Source organism: Salmonella sp. NW884 (assembly GCF_051700745.1).
GTDB classification, from domain to species: Bacteria; Pseudomonadota; Gammaproteobacteria; order Enterobacterales; family Enterobacteriaceae; genus Salmonella; species Salmonella enterica.
Genome location: NZ_JAMMDE010000006.1, coordinates 124,995 through 148,967 on the forward strand (window position 1 = coordinate 124,995; position 23,973 = coordinate 148,967).

Below are 23,973 nucleotides of genomic sequence, written 5' to 3' on the forward strand. Positions count from 1 at the left end.
CTAAATTCCAGCAAAAAAATGGGTTTTTACGGGCGTATTTAAAGTGATAATCATAAGATATCTGGTGCGGGAGACGCTCAAAAGCCAGCTGGCGATACTCTTCATCTTACTTTTGATCTTCTTTTGTCAAAAGTTAGTGAGGATTCTCGGCGCGGCGGTTGACGGCGATATTCCCGCAAATCTGGTGCTCTCGCTTCTGGGGCTGGGCGTACCGGAAATGGCGCAGCTCATCCTGCCTTTAAGCCTGTTCCTGGGGCTGCTGATGACGCTGGGCAAACTGTATACCGAAAGTGAAATTACGGTCATGCACGCCTGTGGGTTGAGCAAAGCCGTGCTGGTAAAGGCCGCCATGGTACTGGCGTTATTTACCGGTATCCTTGCGGCGGTTAACGTGATGTGGGCCGGCCCCTGGTCGTCAAAACACCAGGATGAAGTGCTGGCGGAGGCGAAAGCGAACCCCGGTATGGCGGCGTTGGCGCAGGGGCAATTCCAGCAGGCGACTAACGGCAGCTCGGTGCTGTTCATCGAAAGCGTTGACGGCAGCGACTTCCACGATGTTTTCCTGGCGCAAATTCGCCCTAAGGGCAATGCTCGTCCTTCTGTGGTCGTGGCCGATTCCGGACACCTTACTCAGTTGCGCGATGGTTCCCAGGTTGTCACCTTAAACAAAGGGACGCGTTTTGAAGGAACGGCGTTGCTACGCGATTTTCGCATCACCGACTTCCAGAACTATCAGGCGATTATTGGCCATCAGGCCGTGGCGCTGGACCCGAACGATACCGACCAGATGGACATGCGCACGCTGTGGAATACCGACAACGATCGCGCTCGCGCCGAGCTGCACTGGCGTATCACGTTAGTCTTTACCGTATTTATGATGGCGCTGATGGTCGTGCCGCTCAGCGTGGTGAATCCACGTCAGGGGCGCGTCTTGTCTATGTTGCCCGCCATGCTGCTTTATCTGCTGTTCTTCCTGATCCAGACCTCCATTAAATCGAATGGCGGTAAAGGCAAACTGGACCCGGTTATCTGGATGTGGGCGGTCAACCTGATCTATCTGGCGTTGGCGATTGGTTTAAACCTGTGGGATACGGTGCCGGTCCGCCGCCTGCGTGCCCGTTTTCTGCGTAAAGGAGCGGTATAATGCAGCCATTTGGTGTACTTGACCGCTATATCGGTAAAACCATTTTTACCACCATCATGATGACGTTGTTCATGCTGGTGTCGCTCTCCGGGATCATCAAGTTTGTCGATCAGCTGAAAAAAGCGGGGCAGGGTAACTACGACGCGCTGGGCGCGGGTATGTACACCCTGCTCAGCGTACCTAAGGATATCCAGATCTTCTTTCCTATGGCGGCGCTGCTTGGCGCGCTGCTGGGACTGGGGATGCTGGCGCAGCGTAGCGAACTGGTGGTGATGCAGGCATCGGGTTTCACCCGTATGCAGGTGGCGCTGTCGGTGATGAAAACGGCTATCCCCCTGGTGCTGTTAACCATGGCGATCGGCGAATGGGTCGCCCCGCAGGGCGAGCAGATGGCGCGTAACTATCGTGCGCAGGCGATGTATGGCGGTTCGCTGCTTTCCACCCAGCAAGGTCTGTGGGCGAAAGACGGGAATAACTTTGTCTATATTGAACGGGTGAAGGGCGACGAGGAACTGGCCGGCATTAGTATTTACGCTTTCAACGATCAGCGTCGTTTGCAGTCGGTGCGTTACGCCGCTTCGGCAAAATTCGACCCGGAGCATAAGGTCTGGCGTTTGTCGCAGGTGGATGAGTCCGATCTGCAAAACCCGAAACAGATCACCGGTTCGCAGACGGTGAGCGGCACCTGGAAAACGAACCTGACGCCGGATAAGTTAGGCGTGGTGGCGCTGGACCCGGATGCGCTTTCCATCAGCGGTTTGCATAACTACGTTAAATATCTGAAGTCGAGCGGACAGGACGCCGGACGTTATCAGCTCAATATGTGGAGTAAAATCTTCCAGCCGCTCTCCGTGGCGGTGATGATGCTGATGGCGCTGTCGTTTATCTTTGGCCCGCTGCGTAGTGTGCCGATGGGCGTGCGCGTGGTGACGGGGATTAGCTTCGGCTTCGTCTTTTACGTCCTCGACCAGATTTTTGGCCCGCTGACGCTGGTATACGGCATTCCGCCGATTGTCGGCGCGCTGCTGCCGAGCGCGTCTTTCTTCCTGATTAGCCTGTGGCTAATGCTGCGTAAGTCGTAATCACAGTAATCGTAGGCCTGATGGCGCTGTGCTTTTCAGGCCTACTCCGGACCCGTAGGCCGGATAAGGCGTTAGCGCCGCCATCCGGCAGACAGCCTGGTATTCCTCGAATGATGTAGCGCGTAACCTGACACGTGGCGCTTTTGGCTACGCGTTAAGCACAGGCAAGCTGCGGGAAAGAGCATAAGCGCAGTAGTTCAAAAAGTTATAATGTGTTGCCGTGATAAATCTGATAACCCAAATCAATCGTATTATGGTTGAGATCGTTATTTTTAATTTTGTTGAGCAACATCTGCGCGGCTCTGCGCCCGATCTCAAAACGAGGGGTAATTACGCTGGCGAGGCTCGGTATCATTTGCCTGCCCATCTCCAGACCGTGGAAGCCGGCGATGGAGATCTGCTCCGGTACGGCCAGTTGACGCTCGCGGCACCACAGTAGAGCGCCCATTGCGATATCGTCGTTAGTACAAAAGACGCCATCCACGTCCGGGTGTGCAGCAAGCGCATCACGCATTAGCTGTATCCCCAGATGGATAGAGGAGATCGCGCGGGGATTGATGCGCAACGGCGCCAGCCCCCGGCGCGTCATCGCATCGCAGTAGCCATGATAACGCTGCTCATCACGGATATCGTCTTTTGAACCCAGATAGAGAATTTTCCGCCGCTGGCGTTTATCCAGCATGGTGCTGACCATATCAAAGGCGGCCTGACGGTTATCAAACCCCACCTCCATATCTAAGCGATCGCCCTGGATATCCATGAGTTCTACAATCGGAAGGGTAGCTGAGCGCAGGAATTTGACGGTTCTGAGGGTATGATATTTTTCTGAAAGAATAATGCCGTCGATATTGTAGGACAATAAATTGATAACGGACTCTTCTTCCGAATCGCGATTGTAATTGTAATTCGCAATGAGAGTTTGGTAGTTATGACCCGACGTTACGGATTCAATCCCGGCAAGAATGTCGGCAAACAACTGGTTCTGGAAAGAGGGGATCAGCACGCCCAGAGTGTAACTTTGCGCGTTTAACAGCATAGCTGGCGCGCGATTTGGTATGTAGTTAATTTCCTCCATGATCTGCGCAATACGCTCGCCTGTTTCCCTGGCGACTTTTTTCGGCGAGCGGATGTAACGGCTCACCGTCATTTTTGTCACGCCAGCAAGCGTAGCGATATCCTGCAAAGAAATTCTGTGATTCCTCATGTTTTCTCCAGTACCGGGGGCGGGAACGTCGCCCCCATGGTTAATTGGGCTGCGGATGATGAATTAATGCAGAACCGCATTCAGCGCCAGTACGCCCAGCAACCCCATGACAGAAATCAATGTTTCCATAACGGTCCAGGTGCGTAGGGTTTCCCCGACGCTAAGATTAAAATACCCTTTAAACAGCCAAAAACCGGGATCGTTAACATGTGATGCAATAACGCTTCCCGCGCCTGTCGCCAGTACCATTAACGCCGGATCGGCGTGGGTTACGTTAATAATCGGCAATACGACGCCCGCTGTGGTTATCGCGGCCACGGTCGCGGAACCTAACGCAATACGCAGCACGGCGGCTACCGTCCAGCACATTAATAACGGAGATAGCGATGTGCCGGTCATTAATTGCGAGATATATTGGCCCACGCCGCTATCCACCAGCACTTGTTTAAACGCGCCGCCGCCCGCGATGATAAAAACAATCATCGCAATAGCGCCAATGGACTCGCCGACGATATCCATCACCTGCTCAACCGTACGTCCGTTGCGTCGGCCCAGCGTAAAAATGGCGATGATAATGGCAATAAACAACGCCACTGCTGGATTACCGATAAATTCGAAGAAAACCCGCACGGCATTCGTTTTTGGCAGCGTGATTTCACATACCGCTGCGATGGCCATCAGAATGACCGGGATCACGGCGGCAAAAATACTGTTCCAGAATGACGGCATCTCTTCTTCACTGAATAGATGAGGATTAAATAATCCTTCAGGCGGCGCTTTCTCAAAGCGCGCCAGCAATTTTGAAAACAGAGGGCCGGCAACAATCACGGTCGGTATGGTAATGATTAACCCATACAGCAGGGTCGTACCGAGATTTGCCTCAAAAATTGTCGCAATAGCGGTAGGGCCGGGATGCGGCGGCAGGAAGCAGTGCGTAACGGATAAGGCGGCGACCATTGGAACCCCGACATACAGCAAGGGCAGTCCCGATGAGGCCACAATCGTAAAAACGAGCGGCAACAGCAGTACGAATCCGACTTCAAAAAACATTGCCAGGCCGACGATAAGCCCGGTGATCACCAGCGCCCATTGCACGCGTTTTTTGCCGAACGTATTAATGAGCGTCGTCGCAATGCGCTGCGCGGCGCCGGTATCGGAAATTAATCTTCCCAGCATCGCGCCAAAACCGAGGATCATGGCGAGTCCGCCCAGAGTACCGCCAATTCCGTTTTGTATGGAGTGCAGGACGTCTTGCGCGCCCATCCCTTCGGCAAATCCCACCACGGCGGCAACCAGAACAAGGGCGATAAAGCCGTTAACTTTAAAGCCAATCATTAAGACCAACAGCAGCGCAACGCCTGCCGCAATAATTATTAATGGCATATTCGTCTCTCTTATTAGCGCCAAAATAGCAGCGCTTACGCGCTGCGTCGTATTTCCCTGGTCAGACGGCAACCAGCATACCGCCATCGACAAACAGCAGATGTCCGTTAACAAAGTCGGAGGCTTTTGACGAGAGAAACACCGCTGCGCCAATAAGCTCCTGGGGATCGCCCCAGCGTGCGGCAGGCGTACGTTTGCATAGCCAGGAAGTGAAGGCTTCATCTTCAACCAGCGCTTTGGTCATCTCCGTTTTGAAGTATCCCGGCGCAATACCGTTGACCTGGATATTATGACGCGCCAGCTCCACGCACATGCCGCGAGTCAGCATCTTCACGGCACCCTTCGACGCGGCGTATGGCGTAATCGTGTCGCGGCCCAGCTCGCTTTGCATCGAACAGATGTTGATCACTTTTCCTGCCTGACGCGCCACCATACGGCGCGTAACGGCCTGAGAGACGAGAAAAACCGCGGTTTGATTTACGGCGATGACGTCATTCCACTCCTGTTCGGGAAACTCAGTAAACGGATGACGGCGCTGGATACCGGCGTTATTTATCAGGACGTCAATGACGCCGATATCTTTTTCGATATGTTCAACCGCAGCTTCAATATCCTGTTTATGAGTGACATTAAAGGGAGCGGCAATAGCTTTTATCCCTTCCTGCTGAAGTTTCGTCACGGCTGTTTCGGCGCGCTCCGGGGTGATATCGTTAACAATAATGCGCGCGCCATAGCGACCAAGACCGGTCGCCAGCAAATAACCAATTCCCTGAGCGGCTCCGGTGATAAGGATATTTTTACCTGCCAGTGAAAAAAGATCGTTCATGATAGTGTCCCTTATTTTACTTTCTCAGAAAACGAGCTGAACTTTTGCCGCCTGTGTTTTGTCTCCGGCAAAGATCAGCGCCGCTTCCAGGTCGGTAAATGGATATTCCGCGCTCAGTAACGGCAGCGGATTGATAACGCGGTTGGCAAGCCAGGAAACCGCAGTATTAAATTCGGTAGTAAAGCGGAAAGAGCCTTTCAGCGAGATCTCTTTGCTTATTAGCATCATCATCGGGAAGTTGGGGACTGCGCCGCCCATGCCAACCTGCACCATCATGCCTTTGGCCCGTGTGACTTCCAGACACGTTGAGATAGAGGAAGGATGCCCAGAGACTTCAAAACTGATATCGAAATACCCTTTTTCTGCTTTCCAGTCATCGAGAGAATCATGCTGTGGGTTCACCAGCGTATCCGCGCCCATCTGCCGGGCCAGCGAGAGAGAACGGGTACTGATATCGGCACATACCACTTCCGCCGCGCCCAGCGTTTTTACCGCGCTAACAATCAGGCAGCCGATAGGACCAACGCCGGAGATAAAGACGCGTTTGCCCTGCAGATCGCCCGCCTCATGAGCCGCATGAATGGCAACCGCCAGCGGTTCGGCAAAGGCCATGGCTTTTTCGTCCGCCTGTTCCGCCCAGGGAATGCACTGAGCGGTATCGACAGCTTTAAATCGGGTAAAACCGCCATCGACATGCGGAAAATACATGGCGCTGCCAAAGAAACGCATTTCAGTACAGTGGTTTTCTTCATGCTGCAGACAGTATTTGCAATGACCGCAAGGCTTCGATGGATTAATTGCTACCTGTTGTCCTTCACGTAATAAATCTGAGTCGCTATGAACGATTTTGCCAATCACTTCATGACCTAAAATCATTGGCGCTTTTACTGTAAAATTGCCGACTTTGCCTTCCTGATAATAATGTAAGTCAGACCCACAAATGCCGCCACGGGTAATTTGTACGAGTGTTCCTTTATTATTCCATTCAATATTTTGTTCCGTAACGGCAACAGCACGCTTACCCGCAACAACGCAGGATTGAGTTTTTACTTCCATAAATTCCTCACTGGTCAGGTAGTTACCCTGAACGCATTTAAGCGGTTTTATTTGTCATTATTTGTGACTTATGTCACGCTGGAAAATTGTTACACTACAATGTTACGCATAACGTGATGTGCCTTAGAGTTCTTCTCTATGGAAATTAAAAAACGTGAAATTGTCGAACGTAGAGGCGTAATATTGTGGAGTGGAATATGACTCAGAGGTATTTAAATGGCCGGGGAAAGCTATATTTTAATGGGTGTTTCAGGTAGTGGTAAGTCTTTAATAGGCAGCAAAATTGCAACATTATTTTCTGCGAAGTTTATTGACGGCGATGATCTCCATCCGGCGAAAAACATTGATAAAATGTCTCAGGGAATACCGTTAACTGATGAAGACCGCTTACCCTGGCTGGAACGATTAAATGACGCTTCATACAGTCTTTATAAAAAAAATGAGACGGGATTTATTGTCTGCTCATCATTAAAAAAACAGTACCGCGATATTTTACGTAAGAGCAGCCCTAACGTACATTTCCTGTGGCTGGATGGCGATTACGCCACTATTCTGCAGCGAATGCAGCGTCGTGCCGGGCATTTTATGCCGCCAGACCTGCTGCAAAGTCAGTTTGACGCGCTGGAGCGACCGTGTGCCGATGAACATGATATTGCGCGTATCGATGTTAATCATGACATCGAGCACGTGACGGAGCAGTGCCGACTGGCTGTACAGGCTTTTCGTCAGGCACTCAGCGCTTCCTGATCATTGTCAAAGCGCTGAGTCAGGCGGTCAGAAATCAGCTTTTAGCACTACACGATAGCGGGCTTTGCCGTCGCGAACGTGCTGAATAGCTTCGTTGATTTGTGACATTGCGAACAGTTCCGTGGTGGGTGCGACTTTGCTGCGTCCGGCGAATTTCATCAGTTTGCGAAGTTCATATGGTGTTCCGGTTGCCGAGCCTGAGATACTGCGATCGCCGGCAATTAATGTAAACGCCGGTACGGGCAGCGGCTTCAATACCGCCCCAACGGTATGGAAGTTGCCGCCATACGTCAGCGCTTCGAAGTAGGGCTGCCAGTCGAGATCGACGTTGACCGTGTTAATAATGAGATCGAACTGGCCCGCCAGTGCTTTTAACGCTTCCGGATCGCGGCTGTTCACCACGTTATTGGCCCCCATTGCCAGCACTTCCTGCTCTTTCGATGGATTTGAGCTGAACGCGGTGACTTCGCAGCCCATTGCATGTAACAGCTTTATGGCGATATGCCCCAGCCCGCCGATACCGATGACGCCAACGCGGCTGGTAGCAGTAATATGGTGCATCAGTAGCGGTTTAAAGACCGTAATGCCGCCACATAACAGCGGACCTGCGGATGCCATATCTATATTCTCCGGAAGAGGAATTACCCACTGCCAGCCCGCGCGAAGCTTCTCGGCAAAACCGCCACGATTGAGGATAGTGGGCACTGCGCCTTCCTGGCAGTTAATTTGATTGCCGCTGATACAGGCATCGCAGTGTCCGCAGCTGCGCGCCGTCCAGCCGATTCCAACGCGCTGGCCGATTTTTAGCCCCTTATCCTGTGCCGCGCTGCCGAGCGCGGCCACCCGACCGATGACCTCATGTCCGGCAACCAGAGGGTATTGAGAGAACCCCCATTCATTGTCGATCATTGACAGATCGGAATGGCAGATCCCGCAGTAGTCGACCCGTACCTCGACATCTTCCGGTTGGAGTTCTCCCGCGTCATATTCATAGAGTTCGAGCTCGCCGCCCGCCTCTTTGGCGGCGTAGCTTTTTATTATCGTCATTGTGTTTCCCTTAATGTGGTGTTGAACTGAAAAGTGTAGAGCATGGAGGCAAGGGACGCCCGGCGTTAATCTGCTGGAGAAGGCGGGAAGTAGCCTGATTATTCTATTTAATACTCAACGCTGCTGAAATTTTCAGCACTTAGCGAAACAGGTGTATGCTCGTGCTTGCATGGCGGCGTATGACAGGTATAATCCACAACGTTTTCCGCATACCTCTTCAGTGCCGAAGTGGCGAAATCGGTAGACGCAGTTGATTCAAAATCAACCGTAGAAATACGTGCCGGTTCGAGTCCGGCCTTCGGCACCAAAAGCATGTAAATGGACCTCAACTGAGGTCTTTTTTTATGTCTGAAATCCAGTATTTACCCACTTTTCCCGCTATATTAACCCTCTCAAGGTCAACCGACATCAATGTACATCTACCAACACATGTTGGTACAGATGATGGTATTTCCGGTTCGATAATGCTTGTACCAACAGGGAGGGGATAAGCATGGCGTTAACAGATATCAAGGTCAGAACAGCCAAGCCAACGATAAGCAATACAAACTGACCGATGGCAGCGGTATGCACCTTCTTGTCCATCCAAATGGTTCTAAGTACTGGCGTTTGCAGTACCGTTATGACGGCAAGCAAAAGATGTTGGCACTTGGGGTTTACCCTGAAATCACACTGGCGGATGCCAGAGCACGTCGTGACGAAGCGCGTAAGCTACTAGCGAATGGCGTCGATCCGGGAGACAAAAAGAAAAATGATAAGGTTGAACAGAGTAAAGTACGGACCTTCAAAGAGGTGGCGATCGAGTGGCATGGCACCAACCAAAAGTGGTCTGAAGATCACGCCCATCGTGTGCTAAAAAGCCTGGAAGATAATCTCTTTGCAGCGCTTGGTGAACGTAATATCGCTGAGTTAAAAACTCGCGATTTATTAGCGCCCATTAAAGCCGTAGAGATGTCTGGACGTCTTGAGGTTGCTGCCCGTCATCAACAGCGCACTACGGCCATTATGCGTTATGCGGTACAAAGCGGGTTAATTGATTATGACCCGGCACAAGAGATGGCAGGAGCGGCTGCTTCTGGCAATCGACAGCACCGTCCGGCGCTGGCGTTAAAACGCATCCCTGAATTGCTCCAGAAAATAGATGGCTATACCGGAAGACCATTAACCCGCTGGGCAACCGAACTTACCCTACTGATTTTTATTCGATCCAGTGAACTACGTTTTGCTCGTTGGTCGGAGATTGATTTTGAAACGTCAATGTGGACGATTCCACCAGAGAGAGAACCTATCCCTGACGTTAAGCATTCTCACCGAGGATCAAAGATGCATACACCGCATTTGGTGCCGCTTTCTAAGCAAGCACTGGCGATCCTGAAGCAGATAAAACAATTCTGTGGCAAGCATGAACTGATTTTTATTGGCGATCACGATCCGCGTAAGCCGATGAGTGAAAACACGGTGAACAGTGCGCTACGGGTGATGGGGTATGACACCAAGGTTGAGGTTTGTGGTCACGGCTTCCGCACGATGGCCTGTAGCTCATTGATTGAGTCAAGGTTATGGTCAAAGGATGCGGTAGAACGACAGATGAGCCATATGGAACGTAACTCAGTGCGGGCAGCGTATATCCATAAGGCGGAGTTTATCGACGAACGCAAACTGATGCTGCAATGGTGGGCTGATTTCCTGGATGCGAATCGGGAGAAAGGGATCACGCCATTTGACTATGCGAAGATCAACCAGGGGCATGGTGAGTGAGACGAGTGCTTTTATTTCTTGATTGATGTTTAAATTAAAACGCCCAACCAGCTCTATTGGGGCTGGTTGGGCGCTGTATTTTTTACCGTTGTTATCGGGTTTTCATCTGCCAGGTACAGAGCTGACAAATAAAAAAGATATCTGCAATAAAGTCTTGAATGTACATATAGTTGCGAGCATCATCGCAAATATGTGCTCATGGATTCTTCAATGTAATGGCCTCTGACAAAACCCTAAAGCAAGCGATATCAAATAATCACTATGTGGCGCAAAGGCGAACAGCGTGCGCCACATAAGCCATTATTGCTGCTGCACGTCCTCTCACACTATCGGCAGGGTCATGATCGCCTGTTTAACTATGGCTCTGAAATCTACGAGCCCCTGTTGGATCTCCTGGAACGTTATGGACCGCAGCGTCGTGACCAGCGCCCGGACATGCCGTTCTGGCGTCTGAAGGGCGATGGCTTCTGGGAACTACAAAACGCAGAACTGTGCTCAACCAAGGGTAGCCGCCAGCCGCCCCGTCGTGAACTCATCGAATATAATGTCGAGGGTGGATTTGATGCCGATAATTTTGCGTTGGTGGCAAAAAATCACAGGTTAATTGATACGCTGGCGCAGCAGCTCCTGGAGGCGCATTTCCCGGTCAGTATTCAGGAAGACATCGCTGACGAGATGGGTTTTGATATTCGCACCTCTCTCCGTCAACGCGATCCGAAGTTCCGCCAGATGGTGCTACGTGCTTACAATTATCAGTGCGCGATCTGCGGCTTCAACATGCGCCACGACAATGCGCCAATTGCTCTGGAAGCTGCCCATATCAGATGGAAGCAGAACCATGGCCCTTGTGAAGTACCTAATGGCCTGGCATTGTGCGCAATCCATCATAAAGCGTTTGATCGTGGTTCGATTGGTTTGGATGAAAATATGCGTGTGATAGTTTCCGACGCGGTAAATGGTGGTGGGGTGGTACAGCGGCTGTTCTGGGATTTTGCGGGAAAGGCGATTGCGTTGCCCCCGGTTAAAGAAAATTATCCGGGCGAGCGGTTTGTGGAATGGCATAGGAAAGAGGTGTTTAGAGGGGAACATTGAGCTGGGGTAGGGCAGTTATTTTGCGTGTGGCATACAAACCATTCAGCCTTGATGACGAAATGGTTTGTCAGCGATAATTACGATGCTTCACGTTCTGCAAGTTCGGAGTTACTGGCATAAGGGACTTTTCCAGAAGATACAACCTTGGCCGCTGCGATCAAATGCACGTCCTGATCGTCGAAGAAAATATGCGGTTTAAACGCCTTCAGAACTTTTGTTTTCTCTACACCGCCAAGAAAAAAAGCTTCATCGACATATACCCCCCAGCTTCTTAGCGTTTTAATAACGCGCATTTCCGAAGGGCTATTTCTGGCTGTCACCAATGCAATACGAACAGGAGAATACTCAACGCGGGTCGGCAATCGCTCCTGAAGCTTGGCTATTTTTTTTAGCAAAGTGGCATAAGGTCCCTCTTCCATAGGGATATCCTGCTGCGCGTCTTCCTGAGCATGAAAGGCAGCCATTCCTTGGGTCTTATAAACCAGTTCGCTTTGATCGGAAAAAAGTACCGCGTCGCCGTCAAAAGCAATGCGCACTTGCCCTTCCGGGATATCAGATGCGTCAGAAGGTGGATCTTTCAGGATTGCAGCGGCGCAGAATCGGGAATCAATCACCTTTTGCGCATCTTCAACGTTAGTTGTTAAAAACAGATCCACATCAAAGGCATCAAGGTAATCGGCAACGGTTTCGCCTGCGGTAAAAGCTGAACGTGTAATATCGAGTTTGTCATGGCGAATGGTATTCAAAACGCGGATACCTGTATCAGGACTGTTACGCGACATCACAACAACCTCAACCAACGGCGATTTATCATCCGGCTGGCGGTACCGGTTCAGACCCAGCAACGCTTTGACTAAGGGGTAGCCTGTTCCGGGCTGTAAAGGCTGGTTTTCGTGTTCCAGCATATAAGCGCGGTATTTTTCAATGGCGCTGTCCGGATCGGCATGGCCCGTATGCACTCCTGCGCTGTGTGACCCTGAATTAATCATATTTACGGAAAATCCAAAATGGACACAAATGAAACACAATCCACGCCAGTATGGGGACTACGGAACGATGTCTTCCCATCATTTGGCGCCCGGTTAGTTCAGGAAGGTAATCACCTGCACTATCTGGCTGACCGGGCGGGTATTTACGGTGAATTTACCCCGGCGCAACTAAAGACTCTGAATATCGTATTTCCAATGTTTATTAAACGCATGGAGGTCGCTTTACGCACTGGCGCACTCAATCCGCGCGAAGCCAGACGCTTTACGACTGCACTCCGGGGCATAACCTGCGAAGCCGACATTCGCGGATCGTTCGGTTACGTTTATCTTTCGCTTTACCCAACCGTCGTTAAAAACTGACCGGCATCCCCCCTCACTATCTGTTTACCAACGGAATTTCATTATGCAAACCCAATACAACCACCCACACCGGGCGACCCCGTCACAGCCGTCGCCTGTCGAAATCTGGCAAAAACTGCTGACCCATTTACTGGCTAAACATTATGGCCTCGAACTCAGTGACACGCCGTTTAGCGTAGAGAAGGTGATTCAGGAACACATTGACGCCGGTATCACGCTGGCTAATGCCGTGAACTTTATTGTAGAGAAATACGAGCTGGTTCGTATCGATCGCAAGGGATTTAGCTGGCAGGAACAATCACCCTATCTTCGGGCTGTAGACATTCTGCGGGCGCGACAGGCTACGGGTCTGTTGCGACGTCAACGCTATCTCGCGGCACACTGAATCTTGCGAGCAGCCTTCCCATATTACATTCCCGATCTTTCTTCCCTGTTAACTCCCTGCATAATGCGCCTGCCATTCCCGGCAGGCGTGTTTGCTTTTATACGGACGGAAAATTATGCAAACAGAAGCTGAAGTGTTAACTAACCATAACGAACTTATCTGCTCGACAAATATTGAACGGATCGTCACCGGGCGGAATGCGGCGCTGCAACAGATTGAAGCCGTCATCTACCAGCTTGATGAGATTTCCCGCCTGACATCCAGTATTGGCGGCAACACGGCGGAGCACTGGGCGATGCGGCAAGGGCGGGCTTTTGACTGCTGGTTGATGCAGGCAACGGACAAAGCCCTGCCAGTTATCGCCCGCAATATCGATCGCAGCATCTGGCGTGACCTGATGCTGAAATCGGGGATGTTGTCGTTGATGGATGCCGAGGCTCGCAACCAGTGGGCAAAGGATCTGGATGAAGGCGATCTTCCGGCCATCAGTAAAGCCAATATTCTGAGTACCTTTAAACAGTTGCACCATAACAAGCAGGATGTTTTTGAACGCGGCATTATCAATGTGTTCAAAGGGTTGTCGTGGGACTATAAAACCAATAATCCCTGCTACTTCAGCAAGAGGATTATCGTCAACAATCTGGTGAAGCATGACCGATGGGGCTACAGCCTGAACTGGGGCTGGCGACGCGATCAGCTCGCCGATCTGGAGCGGATGCTGTACCTGCTTGACGGGAAGACTATTCCCGACAACCGGCATGATGTATCCATCCGGTTTATGGACTTTGTGCGTGACAATCCGCATCAGCAGGTTTTCGAAGATGATTTGTTCACCATTCGCTATTTTCAGAAGGGCAGCGGGCATATCACGTTTAAGCGTCTGGATCTGGTGGAAAAGATGAATGATATCGTGGCTAAACACTATCCGGGGATGTTGCCTGTGAAATAAGATGTGATGTTTTTATAGGCACCTCTATGCTAATCTTAACAGGAGTTATTAAGTATTATTAAACGAGGTAATCCCTATGGCTTCTTCCGCTAAACAGACCATCAGCGCCCAGATTCCAGTTGAGTTGGCTGCTGCTGTTGAAAATCTGGCAATTGAGTTAGATCGTTCTAAGAGCTGGATTATTAAGGAAGCATTGACCAGTATGCTGGCAGAAAGAGAACGGCGTCATCAGAGTATCCAGGCCGGTCTTGCCGATGTGGATGCTGGTCGTGTGGTGAGTCATTCGGATATGGTAGATTTTGCCAACCGTTTAAAGAAAGCTTGATAAATGGAAATTTACTGGACGCTTAAAGCTCAGGATGACTTGGAGCGTATCTACCGTTTTGCCCTTCAGTATAGCCGCCAGCACGCCGATGACGTTTTGGATCGCCTGATTACTGGATGCGCTGATCTTACAGCACATCCAGCAATTGGCGTACAGCAGACTCGGTATGAACCTCGGCAAGTCCGAAAAGTGTTGTTTGATGACTACGAGGTTCACTACGAACTCCGTGACAATGATATCTATATCGTGGATCTCTGGCATACGAAAGAAGAACGATGAAGGAATTTTCTTTTCGTCCATGAGCGTTGATTACTGAGGAAAAAAACACAATTTTGTGTCTTTACTCATTTATGTGTTTTAATGGCACTCTCTGCCCCTTATGAAGGATGGATGCCATGTTACAGAACAACATCAAACAGCTTCGTACCCAGCTATCTATCACCCAACGCGAACTGGCATTTATGGTTGGCACCAGCCAGCAGCAAATTCAACGTATCGAAACCGGAAAAGTTGCCGCAAAGCTGAGTCTCGCACAGGCAATATGCAATGCCCTGGATAAGCCTCTAAATGTCGTGTTCCCGGAAAGCGATCGGTTGATAAACGACTTCCGCAAGAAGCGTCGTAAAACCGATGAAGATCTTGAAGCGATAGCCACAAGCGGCATTGAAATGGACAGTGGTCTCTGGACCGTAAAACTTTGGCTACAGGGATATCAGGACTATTTGCTGTTGCCCATTTCAGCGGCGGATAAGCGGAGGTTTTATTATTATTTTCAGGAAAAAACCGCCCCAAACACAGAGCGCTTCTTCGTTTTTGATTCTTCCGAGTATCGGTATGCGTTAAATATGCGTGAAGTGGTATTTCACCAGTTTTTGTCTGATGGTCTGCGGCCAATCGTTGACGAAGAGGATGATGACTGCGAAGACGATTATTTTAATGTCCATATCACCCTGGTGAACGGAGGGGGTGAGATTCCACTGTGCGTTGAGACTGATGCGCCGCAAAACGAAGAGACGTGTGAAATCGGTCAGTTGAACGCGTTTTTTGAAATGCTGGATTGTGAACCTGAAACAACGGATCGTTACATGCTGACCGATGAGGATGGTGAAGACGCTTTTGTCCGTATTGGTTCTATCGCGATGGTGAGAGTTGCGCTTGACGTGCTGGAACCAGTGGAAGACGATGATGAGTGATTGGTTTAATAACTCGGGCTGGCATTAATCGTCCGGGTTCGATACCGAAAATCAATGAATTTATGTGTTGGTATCTGTGTTGGTATATTATCAATGATGATATTTAAATTATTTATAAATCATGAGGTTTAATGTAATGTGCGAGTTCGGCGTTCGCACCAAGTGATGTAATAATTAGCTACCTAATGGTGGCTTTTTTTGCGTCCATTTCCGTCCAAATTCTTCCATATCCACCTGTAATTCAAAGATAATTTATTTTTCGATAATAACCATATTTATTTAATGGTCTTTCCGTGTTGGTCATTTTTCATCCATTGACATCCACGTGATTTGGGGGCCAAATTGGGGGCTTAGACGTAGTTCGATAATAGTGAGGCCCCCAAATGGCACTAACAGATCGCGCTATAGTCCACGCCAAGCCTTGTGGCAAGCCGTATAAGTTCAGTGACTCGCATGGACTTTACCTGCTGGTTAACCCTAACGGTTCAAAACGCTAGTACATCAAGTACCGCTTTGTAAACAAAGAAAAAAAGCTCGCTTTAGGCTCTGATCCGCTTTTGACGCTTGCACAGGCAAGACGCATGCGTGAAGAGGCCCAATTACTACTGATTTCCGGCATCGATCCGAGTGCGCACCGAAAGGCTGAACGCCTTGCTATAACGCCGGAACATACGTTTGAGCCTGTGGGTGGCACGCGAATGGGTAACCAGCAACGTGAACTAGTCGGTAGAACATAAGAAGCGGGTGCTGCGTTATTTCGAGCTTTACATCTTTCCCACGAACTGTAGCTGTGACATTACCAAAAGCGCTGGTAGAGTCAGAGCACAGATACCATTTTTACTGTAAAACCGCGGCCAATATTACTTGACCACTACAAAAGGTTTTAGACTAACCCTCTGTTTATCAGGGAAGATGATAATGATCCAATATTGGTGGAAAGATCTTTTTGATCGCAATAATAATTGGCAGGGTCTGGAGTTGACACTCAAGAGCAGCCAGAGGACCGACGTGGCAATGGAAATGCTAAGTGGTCGTTATGGGCGGATGGCGCTACAGGTCTCCGGGAAGACATTATTCTGGGCATCGATGTTGAAAGATCATTCTGGTGTCTGGTTGGTGTTTAATGCCGATCATTCCGCTTGCCAGACATTATTACCGGCTGTCACATCTGAAGATATTGAGGGTATTAAAAACAAAGGCGAACGGGCCTGGACAGGTGAATGGTGTCGCTATTTTTCCCGGCAATTAATGAATGCGCCAGTGCCTCTTCTGTCTCCTCGCCGATGGCTGATAAGGCCGATGGAGGCCAAATATTCATTACCGAAATTATCCGGACAGCGTGTTCCTGCAAATAGCTGGCGTTTTGAATCTCCAGAAAGCAGCGGGAATATCGGTTGTAGCTGGACGCTCTACGGCGGAGATTTTCCTGATTTGGTTAATCCTGCCAAAGTCAGATTAGTGGATTGGTGGTGGGGTGGTAGCCTGCTATTCGGACGTTATCCTATACAACCTGATGCCGGAAGGTTAAAATGGTGGCGTAAAAAATGCCGTGAGGGTGCGCTGCCTCCAGTTCTTGTCTGGTATATAGCAGGGCTGGGTTCATTTGTTATTCTTGATGGTCATTATCGTTTACAGGCAGCGATTGCAGAAGATATCCCTCCTTCATTTCTGGTGCTCAGCGAATTACAGGAACGGGATTTTGCTACCGATCAAGAACATCGGGCCCGTATTGTCCGGGCTTTAGAACAGCAGCTCAAAAATCCGAAGTGCAAAATCGATAGTGTAAATCAGACGCTGATTAATCTTTATGATACACGTTATCTTTATGCCTCAACCCATAGCCGCGCGACGCTCGGCGAAGGAACTCGCTGGGCACAGGAGTTAGAAAGCTATCTGCAGCGGCATCAGCTGGAAGACTATCGGGACAGGGTACTTAATGGCGTTAACGATCAATGTTGAATTAAGGATAACAAATGGCGGCATTTTTTAGGGAATACAGAGATACTCTTCTCGCCTTCACCGGAATTATTATCGCGCTGCTTTCCCTGTGGTTTACCTGGTCGCAAAGGCAGGAGCAAATAAAGCATAACCATATTTCTGTTGAGCCGCGGATGAACGCTTATTTTTCAAATGACGGGCGGGTGAACAAATCGGGTATTTACATCATCAATAATGGAATGGGAACTGCATTTGTCTCTGCTATATCTGTAACGGTCAATGGCAAAAAAGTTGAACCTGTTGCCGGGAATATTTTTGTCGGAGCAGTGCAGGCGTTAGGCCTGGATATCCAGTGCTTTGTGATTGGCGGACCCAGACCTAATGATTCATTTAAAGTTGGCGAGGAGATTTTCTTAATTGAAGCAAGGGGGACTGACGAGCGCTGCTCAGGCGATTCACTTATCCTTCGGTCTGCGGCTTTAGACTCTGCCCGCTTGGATTTTGTCCTGGATATTGAATCAATATACGGGGACAGATTCCGGTATGTTTATTCCCAGAATAAACAAATTAAGCGTGATTAAACGGGCTTGCGGATACCAGCATCCCTGCTGGCCGACTATTTTAATGACATTGGTTTTTGACTATCGAGACTCTGGTGTACCGCCTCGCAGATCCGGCTGACCGCCAGTCCGTCCACCGCGGTGACCGGGTACGGCGCTTTATGTATGACCGCCCGCACAAAGTCGTTTATAGAATCGATACCGAAACCGCTGGCAACGCCGTTGCGGTAGTTGATGAAATAGCTGTTGGGCGTGAGCGTCATGCCCGGTGTGGTGATTTCCAGTCCGCGATGCTGTGAAGTGCTGCGGATATACGTTGCCTTGCAGAGAATATCGATACGCCCGTCGTTGTCTTTCGGAAACCCCTCCGGCAGCACCCACGAGTTTTCCATCACCCACGAACTGCCATCGGCCATTGTCAGCAGGCTTTGCACGCTGTCAAAGGTGTCGAGACCGCATTCGACCATCAGCCGCTTCTGCCCGACGGCGTACACCGACACCACTTCCTGGCCGGAGAGGTGGCGCACCAGGTCAAAGCAGTGGGAACCCAGAAACCACACCGGGGAGCTTGCGCCCGCCCAGTCCAGCCACTCCGTCGGCACGCTAATCACGTCGTCCATGCTGATATGGCCGCGCAGGATGCGCCCGGCTTCCAGCTTCATCAGGAAGTTGATGGCCAGCAGCAGGCAGATGAGCATCGGGATTAGCCCGGTCATCATGTCGAGGAAGATTATGCCTGCGGCCTGGAACAGGTGGATAAAGCCTTCAGCCAGGGAGACCAGAAACATGGCGGCCTCCTGCGAGTGGTGCGATGGTGCATGGTTGTGGTTCGGTGTGCATAAACAACTCTCCTGTCAGGTATCGTTGGTTAATGCGTCCTGCCACTCACAGCGCGGGTCGTTATGTCCCGGAGTTGTCGGTTGTTGTCATGGGGTGAAGCGGTTTACGGGGTTCACGTTTGTTACTGGCATTGAGGTAACGGCCGGGCCAGATTTCTGATGGATGCATTTCCAGCGCGATGGCAATCAGCCACTCGCCTTTCGGCCACGGGCGCGTCAGGGTATTCGACAGTGTTGACGAGGCCGGTCCCGCTTCCCGCGATAGTTTCGCCAGACTGGTACCGCGCTTGTGTAAAGCGGCAACGATGCCGGCGGGGTGCCAGTCTTTTTTAGCCATTTCGTTTATCTCTTCAATCCTTATGCTACGTTTTTCGTAGTAACTAAGTCATTAAAAAACTACGAATCTCGTAGTTATGCAAAAACGACTTAGACAAAGGGATGTTTTCATCCGTCGATTAAAAGAAGCCCGACAGCGCTTAGACATTTCTCAGACTGCTGTGGGGATTGCTGCGGCTGTAGAGCCTTCTGTTGCAAGCACCCGTTTCAATCGCTACGAGAAAGGTGTTCATGGGCCTGATATGGAAACCGTTGCACGGATAGCTGATGTGCTGAATGTTCCCCTTCCATGGCTGTTCACTTCTGATGAGAATCTTGCTGAACTGATTCTCAACTTCGCTGCCCTCTCTCCTGATGCGCAACTCCAGTTGCTAGAAACGTCCCGCCAGATGGTAGGTATCTCCCCTAAAGATGATGCTTAAGATACGGCCTCTTTTAACCTGTTACTGTGATACTACGTTAATCGTAGTATCGGCAGCAAGCAAAAACTACGATTCTCGTAGTTATGAATACAAGTAACCATTACAACGATATTTTTTGCCGTCGCCTGAAGCAGGCGCGACTGGCAAGTGGGCTTTCCCAAAAACGACTGGGGATCGCAGCGGGCATTGATGAATTTGTCGCCAGTACACGCATCAATCGGTATGAAAAGGGTGTACATGAACCGGGAACGGAGATAGTGCAAAAACTGGCCGAGGTTTTACGGGTGCCGTTGGCTTACTTTTATGCTGAAGATGATGATTTGGCGGAGTTGATGCTAGTTTTCTGGGCATTATCCGAATCAGAACGTGTTGATATTATTGCTTATGCGAAGAAAAAGGTTATTTGACAGAAAATTTACAATATAATTTGTCTCAAGGGTTATACAAACGTCTGTGTTTATAGAACAGTAAATTGTCAGATGAGGAATTATTTCTTGAAAAATATCAATGGAGAAGGATGGGAATGACATTTAAAGGCGGTGGCTGATTGTAAAAACAACATATTTTATAATTTTTTTAAACTGTGTGATTATATGATCTTTGGGGGGCTAATTAATGGTGGGCTTATGCAAATCAAGAGAGGTCAGACAAGAAAGTAAAGTGAGCGATTCGTAATCGCTGCGCTTACTTAGTTTAATAACATTTAACAATGTCAACTATGAACCTTTGATTTAAAATATAACTATAACAAAGGCATAGCTATACATAGGGTACGTATAGGACAAGGGAATATTCCCCTCTGGTACTGTTGTATGAATGGCCTACTTTTGAAAAACCATGCTTGGCGAATAAACGTTGCATGCCAGTATTATTTTCGCGAACAGTACCAAAGCAAGCTTTGCTAGATGAGTTATTAGATAAATAATTAGATATGGAATCCATTAACATTCCTCCATATCCATTTTCTCTCTCTTCTTCAATGATATAGATCCAGCCTATTTCGTACTCATACTTATCTTCATCAGAAGAACCTGCTTTATAAAAAACATCTGATTTATAAGATTTTTTCGGTCGTTTAAGTGCAGCAATACCAACATATTTATCTTCTTTGATAAAAAAAAGTTGCTCAGCATTTAATATTCTATCTTTCAGACCGTTGGGATCGACTTCGTCACCCATGAGTACGAGTTCCTCAAATAGTTTCAGTTCATCTGCACTACAATTTTTAGGGCTCTTAGCTAATATTTCCATGTAAACCACTCTTTCTATGTGTTTAATCGATTTTATACATGGATATTATGCTTATTCAAAGTGGTTTTAAACATATAAAGGTAACAGAAGATTAGATTGTTCGGCGTAAAACTAAGCATTTAATTATCAGAGGGTACTTCCATTTAAGTGTAAATCTGAGTTTGCCAAGATTACAATCATAATTGATAAACAAACGAAGTATCATCGATAGGCAAAAGAGGTCTTGGTCATTATTTTTGCTGCCTCCACCTCACTACACCCTATCTCCCGCATAATCCGCATCCGCTCGGCCTTCTCATGCTTCTCGGTTATTGCCAGCGCCAGATAGAGCGCTGGCGGCATCACCCGAAACAGCACTTCAACGCGCGGCGAGAGCACCACACCCTCGGTATACTGCCCCGGTGATTTCACCGCCGAGCGCAGCAGTTACCGCTGTTCTTCCGTCAGCGCCTTAAACCGGCACACCTGATCGATCTCTTCCGGCGGCATCACCAGCAGTTCCCACCACTCGATCATATTGAGCAGCTTCTTCGCCTCATCGGGAAAATCCGCCAGGTTCTGCGTCGCCAGCCACAGCCAGATCCCGAGCTTACGCCACATCTTTGAACATTTAGTCAGAAACCGCGCCAGAAGCGGATTGACGGTAATGATATGCGCCTCATCGGTGATATTGACGATAGGCCTCGCCAGATGCTGGTCGCGCTCGCCGAGGTTATTGATATGGTTAATCAGTGAGATATAGCTGATGGCAAGCTGGGCTTCGTAGCCTTCGAGGGCAAAGGTGGCGAGATCCACCAGGGTGATATCCGCCTCCGGCCACATCTGGCCTTCACGGTTAAATAGTTCGCCTTCAAATCTGGCGCAGCCAGTGGCTGAGTGGGGCGACTTCGTGTTGTTCTTGCACCGGAACCAGTCCGGCGTTGAGCAACAGGCTGTGTAGCTGGCGCTGCTGGCGAAACAGGGCATCGATGTCGGGTGCATGCAGGTAAAACGCCAGCGTGCTGCGGTAGAGCTTATGGCCGTCTTTCAGATAGCTGCGCACTTCGTGGCAGTCGCGGCGGGTGTATTCCGAATCGGTATTGTCGCCAATCGCCCGGTCGGAAAGGTGGCTGATGTGCTGCTCCAGTTTGTCCTGCGGATACACCACCACCGTCAGGTTCATTATAGTGCCTGCTGGTAACAGGTCGAACAGGGCGTTTATCGCCGTCATGCACTAGGTTGCTGTAGCTGTGGCCGGGAAGTTCATACACGCCGCGCGTGCGCTCGCGCAGTTCACCGTTGTTGCGCCGTACCTGAAAATCATGCTCCAGACGGGTGTAACAGGCGGGCGTCAGGTAGGCTCGCTGCGAGCGGAGGTTGCGGGAATAGTCTTCCTCGCCGTTATCCGGCCAGCGGTTCAATTGCTGGAAGATATAAAAGGTGAAGGCGTAGACGCTGGCGGGCGGCACCTCCCACCACGGACGAGTGCTGCCGCTGCGCAGATCCGGCGGGAACCAGAGGGTGAGCTTTTGCGGCGCGCTGTACCAGCCGTAGCCGACGCCAGCCAGACACAGGCACAGCAGAACAATCACGGCCCGTAGCGTCAGGATATGGTTATCGCGCTCGGCCAGCGCATGGCGAAAGCGGCTCATCGCGGACTCCTGCGCACCACCCACACGGTGCTGTGCTGGACTAGGTGTACCCCGAAGATGATGGCGCTCCAGCCAGGAGAGGATCGCCTGTGGCAGCCAGCTATCGGGCTTGCCGCGTTTGGCGCGGGCCAGAATCCGCCCACCGCCCTGAATCAGTAACGCCGCGCCCGCCAGCGCCGAACCGGGGATTAACGGCCAGTAGTGGGTTATCAGGGCCAGCAGAATGCCGAACGCACAGCCACCGCCAAGACCGCTCGCCAGCGCCAGAAACAGTTCGCTGGTGGTGAGGCCGCGCCAGACCACGGGCTCGCGGTTGAGGCGGTCGGGGAGAAAGAGGATGGTCGCCATTTCACAGTACGTCCGAGGCCTGGTTGAGCAGCCAGATGATGACCACCAGAAGAATGCTGCCGATGCCCGCCATCGAGCCCAGATCTTTCCACTGCTTGCGCCCGCTCTGGATCTCCGAGTAGGTGGCAATGCAGTTGTTCGCCACCACCAGAAAACCGACGGCGCAGATGGCCAGCGCCAGCAGCACCACGATGTCAAAACCGTAGTTTTGCAGCGTCTCCATAATGCCCTGACCCTGGCCGCGCGACGGGTCTTCCATCGTCGGCAGGTCGGCGAGGGCGTTAAATGTGGCGAACAGCAGTAACAGAAGCCAGCGCATGATTCCTCCTCAGCTCAGTACCAGCCAGAAGCTGACCAGCACCAGTAACAGTGAACGGGCCGCCACCGCGCCAAAACTCTGCCAGCTCAGGCGCTGGCGGCAGACTCCCTGCCAGGCGACCATTAGCGTCCAGGCGCACCACAGCAGCAGGACGCTGGTAAACAGGCCGAGCACCAGCAGGCTGACGGTCTCCGGTTTGCTCAGGCTGGCGGCCTGAAAGGCGGCGATTTGCGAGTCAGTCATCAGGGTTCTCCCGCTGGTAGCTGGTGCTCAGGGGCTGGATGGCGCGTGGCTGTGCTCTTGCTGGGCTAAGGTAGCGGTGGATGCCTTGTTTAACGGCGGAGATGTCCTGCTGCGCCTGTAAGTAGTCGAAGAAGTAGCGCGATTGTGGATCGGTGCTGGAGCTGGTTTGGGCACGCTCCAGCGAGATTTTCACGCCGTCGAGTTGTTTCAGCGCGAGGGCGAGCTGGGTGGATTCCGGGGAGGCATAGGCCTGTGGCCCTATGAGTAAAGTCAACAGTAGAAATAATGGACTATGTTGCATGGCAGCCTTCTCAGGAAGCGTATTCAGGGCAGGGTAGATGAGAGGCTGGAGAAAGATCAGCGAGGAATTGTTTACATCGAATAAAAATTTTCAGAAGTGGCTAGGTTATCAATGCCACTTCTGAAGAGGGTAATGCACCCTGTGGTATGTATAGGCTCAGGATTCATCCGGCTCTGTTCTGTGGCAACAAACGATCAAACTTCACTGTCTGCTATGAGCGAGAAGACACTATTGCCAAGTGCTGC

25 protein-coding genes, 1 tRNA gene and 7 pseudogenes are annotated in these 23,973 nt (G+C 50.4%); 17 read left to right on the forward strand and 16 right to left on the reverse strand.

All coding sequences use genetic code 11. The features are described 5' to 3' along the window. The first annotated feature begins 43 nt into the window (after nt 1-43). Together lptF and lptG are read left to right on the forward strand one after the other, a co-directional pair. Entirely contained in the window at nt 44-1,144 is a 1,101-nt protein-coding gene (lptF, locus tag NA197_RS14815) for an LPS export ABC transporter permease LptF (protein ID WP_000584132.1), read from the forward strand. Beyond that, nucleotides 1,144-2,226 carry an LPS export ABC transporter permease LptG gene (gene lptG, locus NA197_RS14820; RefSeq protein ID WP_001182242.1) on the forward strand — a complete coding sequence of 361 codons (1,083 nt, stop codon included), beginning with the start codon at nt 1,144-1,146 and terminating at the stop codon, nt 2,224-2,226. The genes lptF and lptG overlap by 1 nt, the downstream gene beginning before the upstream one ends. A 205-nt stretch (nt 2,227-2,431) precedes the next feature. Here the strand turns inward: lptG and idnR are convergent, their stop codons facing one another. The 4 genes from idnR to idnD form a co-directional block, all read right to left on the reverse strand. Next, nucleotides 2,432-3,430, reverse strand: a complete 999-nt coding sequence (gene idnR, locus NA197_RS14825; protein ID WP_001244060.1) for a DNA-binding transcriptional regulator IdnR — start codon at nt 3,428-3,430, stop codon at nt 2,432-2,434. 63 nt (nt 3,431-3,493) lie between these two features. Beyond that, nucleotides 3,494-4,813 (reverse strand): gnt-II system L-idonate transporter, encoded by a 1,320-nt coding sequence (idnT, locus tag NA197_RS14830; protein ID WP_001128356.1) that lies wholly within the window; start codon nt 4,811-4,813, stop codon nt 3,494-3,496. 61 nt (nt 4,814-4,874) lie between these two features. After that, nucleotides 4,875-5,639, reverse strand: a complete 765-nt coding sequence (gene idnO, locus NA197_RS14835) for a gluconate 5-dehydrogenase (RefSeq protein ID WP_000998688.1) — start codon at nt 5,637-5,639, stop codon at nt 4,875-4,877. Between the two features lie 24 nt (nt 5,640-5,663). Beyond that, on the reverse strand, nt 5,664-6,695 hold the full coding sequence (idnD, locus tag NA197_RS14840; protein WP_064043036.1) for an L-idonate 5-dehydrogenase: 1,032 nt from the start codon (nt 6,693-6,695) through the stop codon (nt 5,664-5,666). A 216-nt stretch (nt 6,696-6,911) separates the two neighbouring features. On the opposite strand from idnD, the gene idnK reads away from it, so the two are divergent. After that, entirely contained in the window at nt 6,912-7,442 is a 531-nt protein-coding gene (gene idnK / locus NA197_RS14845; RefSeq protein ID WP_000896756.1) for a gluconokinase, read from the forward strand. A gap of 27 nt (nt 7,443-7,469) precedes the next feature. On the opposite strand, the gene ahr is transcribed toward idnK, so the two are convergent. After that, nucleotides 7,470-8,489, reverse strand: coding sequence for an NADPH-dependent aldehyde reductase Ahr (gene ahr, locus NA197_RS14850; protein WP_064043037.1), 1,020 nt, complete (start codon nt 8,487-8,489; stop codon nt 7,470-7,472). 222 nt (nt 8,490-8,711) lie between these two features. Between ahr and NA197_RS14855 the strand changes: the two genes are divergently transcribed. From NA197_RS14855 to NA197_RS14865, 3 genes and pseudogenes are all read left to right on the forward strand, one after another. Then, nucleotides 8,712-8,796, forward strand: a tRNA-Leu gene (locus NA197_RS14855). A gap of 186 nt (nt 8,797-8,982) precedes the next feature. Further along, nucleotides 8,983-10,247 (forward strand): annotated as a pseudogene (locus NA197_RS14860) (tyrosine-type recombinase/integrase). A gap of 215 nt (nt 10,248-10,462) precedes the next feature. Continuing rightward, nucleotides 10,463-11,339 (forward strand): annotated as a pseudogene (locus tag NA197_RS14865) (phosphorothioated DNA-binding restriction endonuclease). Nucleotides 11,340-11,416: 77 nt separating this feature from the next. On the opposite strand, the gene NA197_RS14870 reads toward NA197_RS14865, so the two are convergent. Further along, complete coding sequence (locus NA197_RS14870) at nt 11,417-12,328, reverse strand: 5'-nucleotidase (RefSeq protein ID WP_001536490.1); 912 nt, start codon at nt 12,326-12,328, stop codon at nt 11,417-11,419. 18 nt (nt 12,329-12,346) lie between these two features. Here NA197_RS14870 and NA197_RS14875 point away from each other — a divergent pair, with 18 nt between their 5' ends. From NA197_RS14875 to NA197_RS14915, 9 genes are all read left to right on the forward strand, one after another. Continuing rightward, nucleotides 12,347-12,688 (forward strand): type IV toxin-antitoxin system YeeU family antitoxin, encoded by a 342-nt coding sequence (locus tag NA197_RS14875; protein WP_064043038.1) that lies wholly within the window; start codon nt 12,347-12,349, stop codon nt 12,686-12,688. Between the two features lie 43 nt (nt 12,689-12,731). Next, complete coding sequence (locus NA197_RS14880; RefSeq protein ID WP_001194750.1) at nt 12,732-13,073, forward strand: TA system toxin CbtA family protein; 342 nt, start codon at nt 12,732-12,734, stop codon at nt 13,071-13,073. 115 nt (nt 13,074-13,188) lie between these two features. Beyond that, nucleotides 13,189-14,022: a DUF4942 domain-containing protein gene (locus NA197_RS14885; RefSeq protein WP_204902444.1), complete on the forward strand. Its 834-nt coding sequence runs from the start codon at nt 13,189-13,191 to the stop codon at nt 14,020-14,022. 76 nt (nt 14,023-14,098) lie between these two features. Next, entirely contained in the window at nt 14,099-14,347 is a 249-nt protein-coding gene (locus NA197_RS14890) for a CopG family ribbon-helix-helix protein (protein WP_000168386.1), read from the forward strand. Nucleotides 14,348-14,350: 3 nt separating this feature from the next. Beyond that, nucleotides 14,351-14,626 carry a type II toxin-antitoxin system RelE/ParE family toxin gene (locus tag NA197_RS14895; RefSeq protein ID WP_000409331.1) on the forward strand — a complete coding sequence of 92 codons (276 nt, stop codon included), beginning with the start codon at nt 14,351-14,353 and terminating at the stop codon, nt 14,624-14,626. A 116-nt stretch (nt 14,627-14,742) separates the two neighbouring features. Then, nucleotides 14,743-15,540, forward strand: coding sequence for a helix-turn-helix transcriptional regulator (locus NA197_RS14900; RefSeq protein WP_000940054.1), 798 nt, complete (start codon nt 14,743-14,745; stop codon nt 15,538-15,540). A 557-nt stretch (nt 15,541-16,097) separates the two neighbouring features. Then, complete coding sequence (locus NA197_RS14905; protein ID WP_229023603.1) at nt 16,098-16,277, forward strand: Arm DNA-binding domain-containing protein; 180 nt, start codon at nt 16,098-16,100, stop codon at nt 16,275-16,277. A gap of 181 nt (nt 16,278-16,458) precedes the next feature. Then, nucleotides 16,459-17,499 carry a ParB/Srx family N-terminal domain-containing protein gene (locus tag NA197_RS14910; protein WP_000617193.1) on the forward strand — a complete coding sequence of 347 codons (1,041 nt, stop codon included), beginning with the start codon at nt 16,459-16,461 and terminating at the stop codon, nt 17,497-17,499. A 14-nt stretch (nt 17,500-17,513) separates the two neighbouring features. Further along, nucleotides 17,514-18,059 (forward strand): hypothetical protein, encoded by a 546-nt coding sequence (locus NA197_RS14915; protein ID WP_000718702.1) that lies wholly within the window; start codon nt 17,514-17,516, stop codon nt 18,057-18,059. 35 nt (nt 18,060-18,094) lie between these two features. Here the strand turns inward: NA197_RS14915 and NA197_RS14920 are convergent. The 3 genes and pseudogenes from NA197_RS14920 to NA197_RS14930 form a co-directional block, all read right to left on the reverse strand. Beyond that, a pseudogene (locus NA197_RS14920) lies at nt 18,095-18,691 on the reverse strand (Gfo/Idh/MocA family protein); the annotation flags it as partial. After that, a pseudogene (locus tag NA197_RS14925) lies at nt 18,692-18,826 on the reverse strand (PTS glucitol/sorbitol transporter subunit IIC); the annotation flags it as partial. It lies immediately after the preceding pseudogene. A gap of 112 nt (nt 18,827-18,938) precedes the next feature. Beyond that, nucleotides 18,939-19,214: a helix-turn-helix domain-containing protein gene (locus NA197_RS14930; RefSeq protein ID WP_001074456.1), complete on the reverse strand. Its 276-nt coding sequence runs from the start codon at nt 19,212-19,214 to the stop codon at nt 18,939-18,941. A 76-nt stretch (nt 19,215-19,290) separates the two neighbouring features. On the opposite strand from NA197_RS14930, the gene NA197_RS14935 reads away from it, so the two are divergent. Further along, on the forward strand, nt 19,291-19,635 hold the full coding sequence (locus NA197_RS14935) for a helix-turn-helix domain-containing protein (RefSeq protein WP_001172095.1): 345 nt from the start codon (nt 19,291-19,293) through the stop codon (nt 19,633-19,635). A gap of 83 nt (nt 19,636-19,718) precedes the next feature. Next, nucleotides 19,719-20,042, forward strand: coding sequence for a helix-turn-helix domain-containing protein (locus tag NA197_RS14940; RefSeq protein WP_001098042.1), 324 nt, complete (start codon nt 19,719-19,721; stop codon nt 20,040-20,042). A gap of 352 nt (nt 20,043-20,394) precedes the next feature. Here NA197_RS14940 and NA197_RS14945 read toward each other — a convergent pair whose 3' ends face one another. The 7 genes and pseudogenes from NA197_RS14945 to NA197_RS14975 all read right to left on the reverse strand — a co-directional run bounded on the left by NA197_RS14945 (nt 20,395) and on the right by NA197_RS14975 (nt 23,728). Continuing rightward, complete coding sequence (locus NA197_RS14945; protein WP_000404200.1) at nt 20,395-20,886, reverse strand: GNAT family N-acetyltransferase; 492 nt, start codon at nt 20,884-20,886, stop codon at nt 20,395-20,397. A gap of 201 nt (nt 20,887-21,087) precedes the next feature. Continuing rightward, nucleotides 21,088-22,087: pseudogene (locus NA197_RS14950) on the reverse strand (hypothetical protein); the annotation flags it as partial. Between the two features lie 16 nt (nt 22,088-22,103). Beyond that, nucleotides 22,104-22,517, reverse strand: a pseudogene (locus NA197_RS14955) (PFL_4703 family integrating conjugative element protein); the annotation flags it as partial. A 108-nt stretch (nt 22,518-22,625) separates the two neighbouring features. Further along, a pseudogene (locus tag NA197_RS14960) lies at nt 22,626-22,865 on the reverse strand (TIGR03750 family conjugal transfer protein); the annotation flags it as partial. A 1-nt stretch (nt 22,866) separates the two neighbouring features. Beyond that, the gene (locus NA197_RS14965) at nt 22,867-23,184 is read right to left on the reverse strand and encodes a TIGR03745 family integrating conjugative element membrane protein (protein WP_064043279.1); all 318 of its coding nucleotides are present in this window, start codon (nt 23,182-23,184) and stop codon (nt 22,867-22,869) included. A 9-nt stretch (nt 23,185-23,193) separates the two neighbouring features. Further along, nucleotides 23,194-23,427 (reverse strand): TIGR03758 family integrating conjugative element protein, encoded by a 234-nt coding sequence (locus NA197_RS14970; RefSeq protein ID WP_000132410.1) that lies wholly within the window; start codon nt 23,425-23,427, stop codon nt 23,194-23,196. Next, on the reverse strand, nt 23,420-23,728 hold the full coding sequence (locus NA197_RS14975; RefSeq protein ID WP_001164828.1) for an RAQPRD family integrative conjugative element protein: 309 nt from the start codon (nt 23,726-23,728) through the stop codon (nt 23,420-23,422). Before NA197_RS14975 ends, NA197_RS14970 begins: the two co-directional genes overlap by 8 nt. Nucleotides 23,729-23,973: the final 245 nt, after the last annotated feature.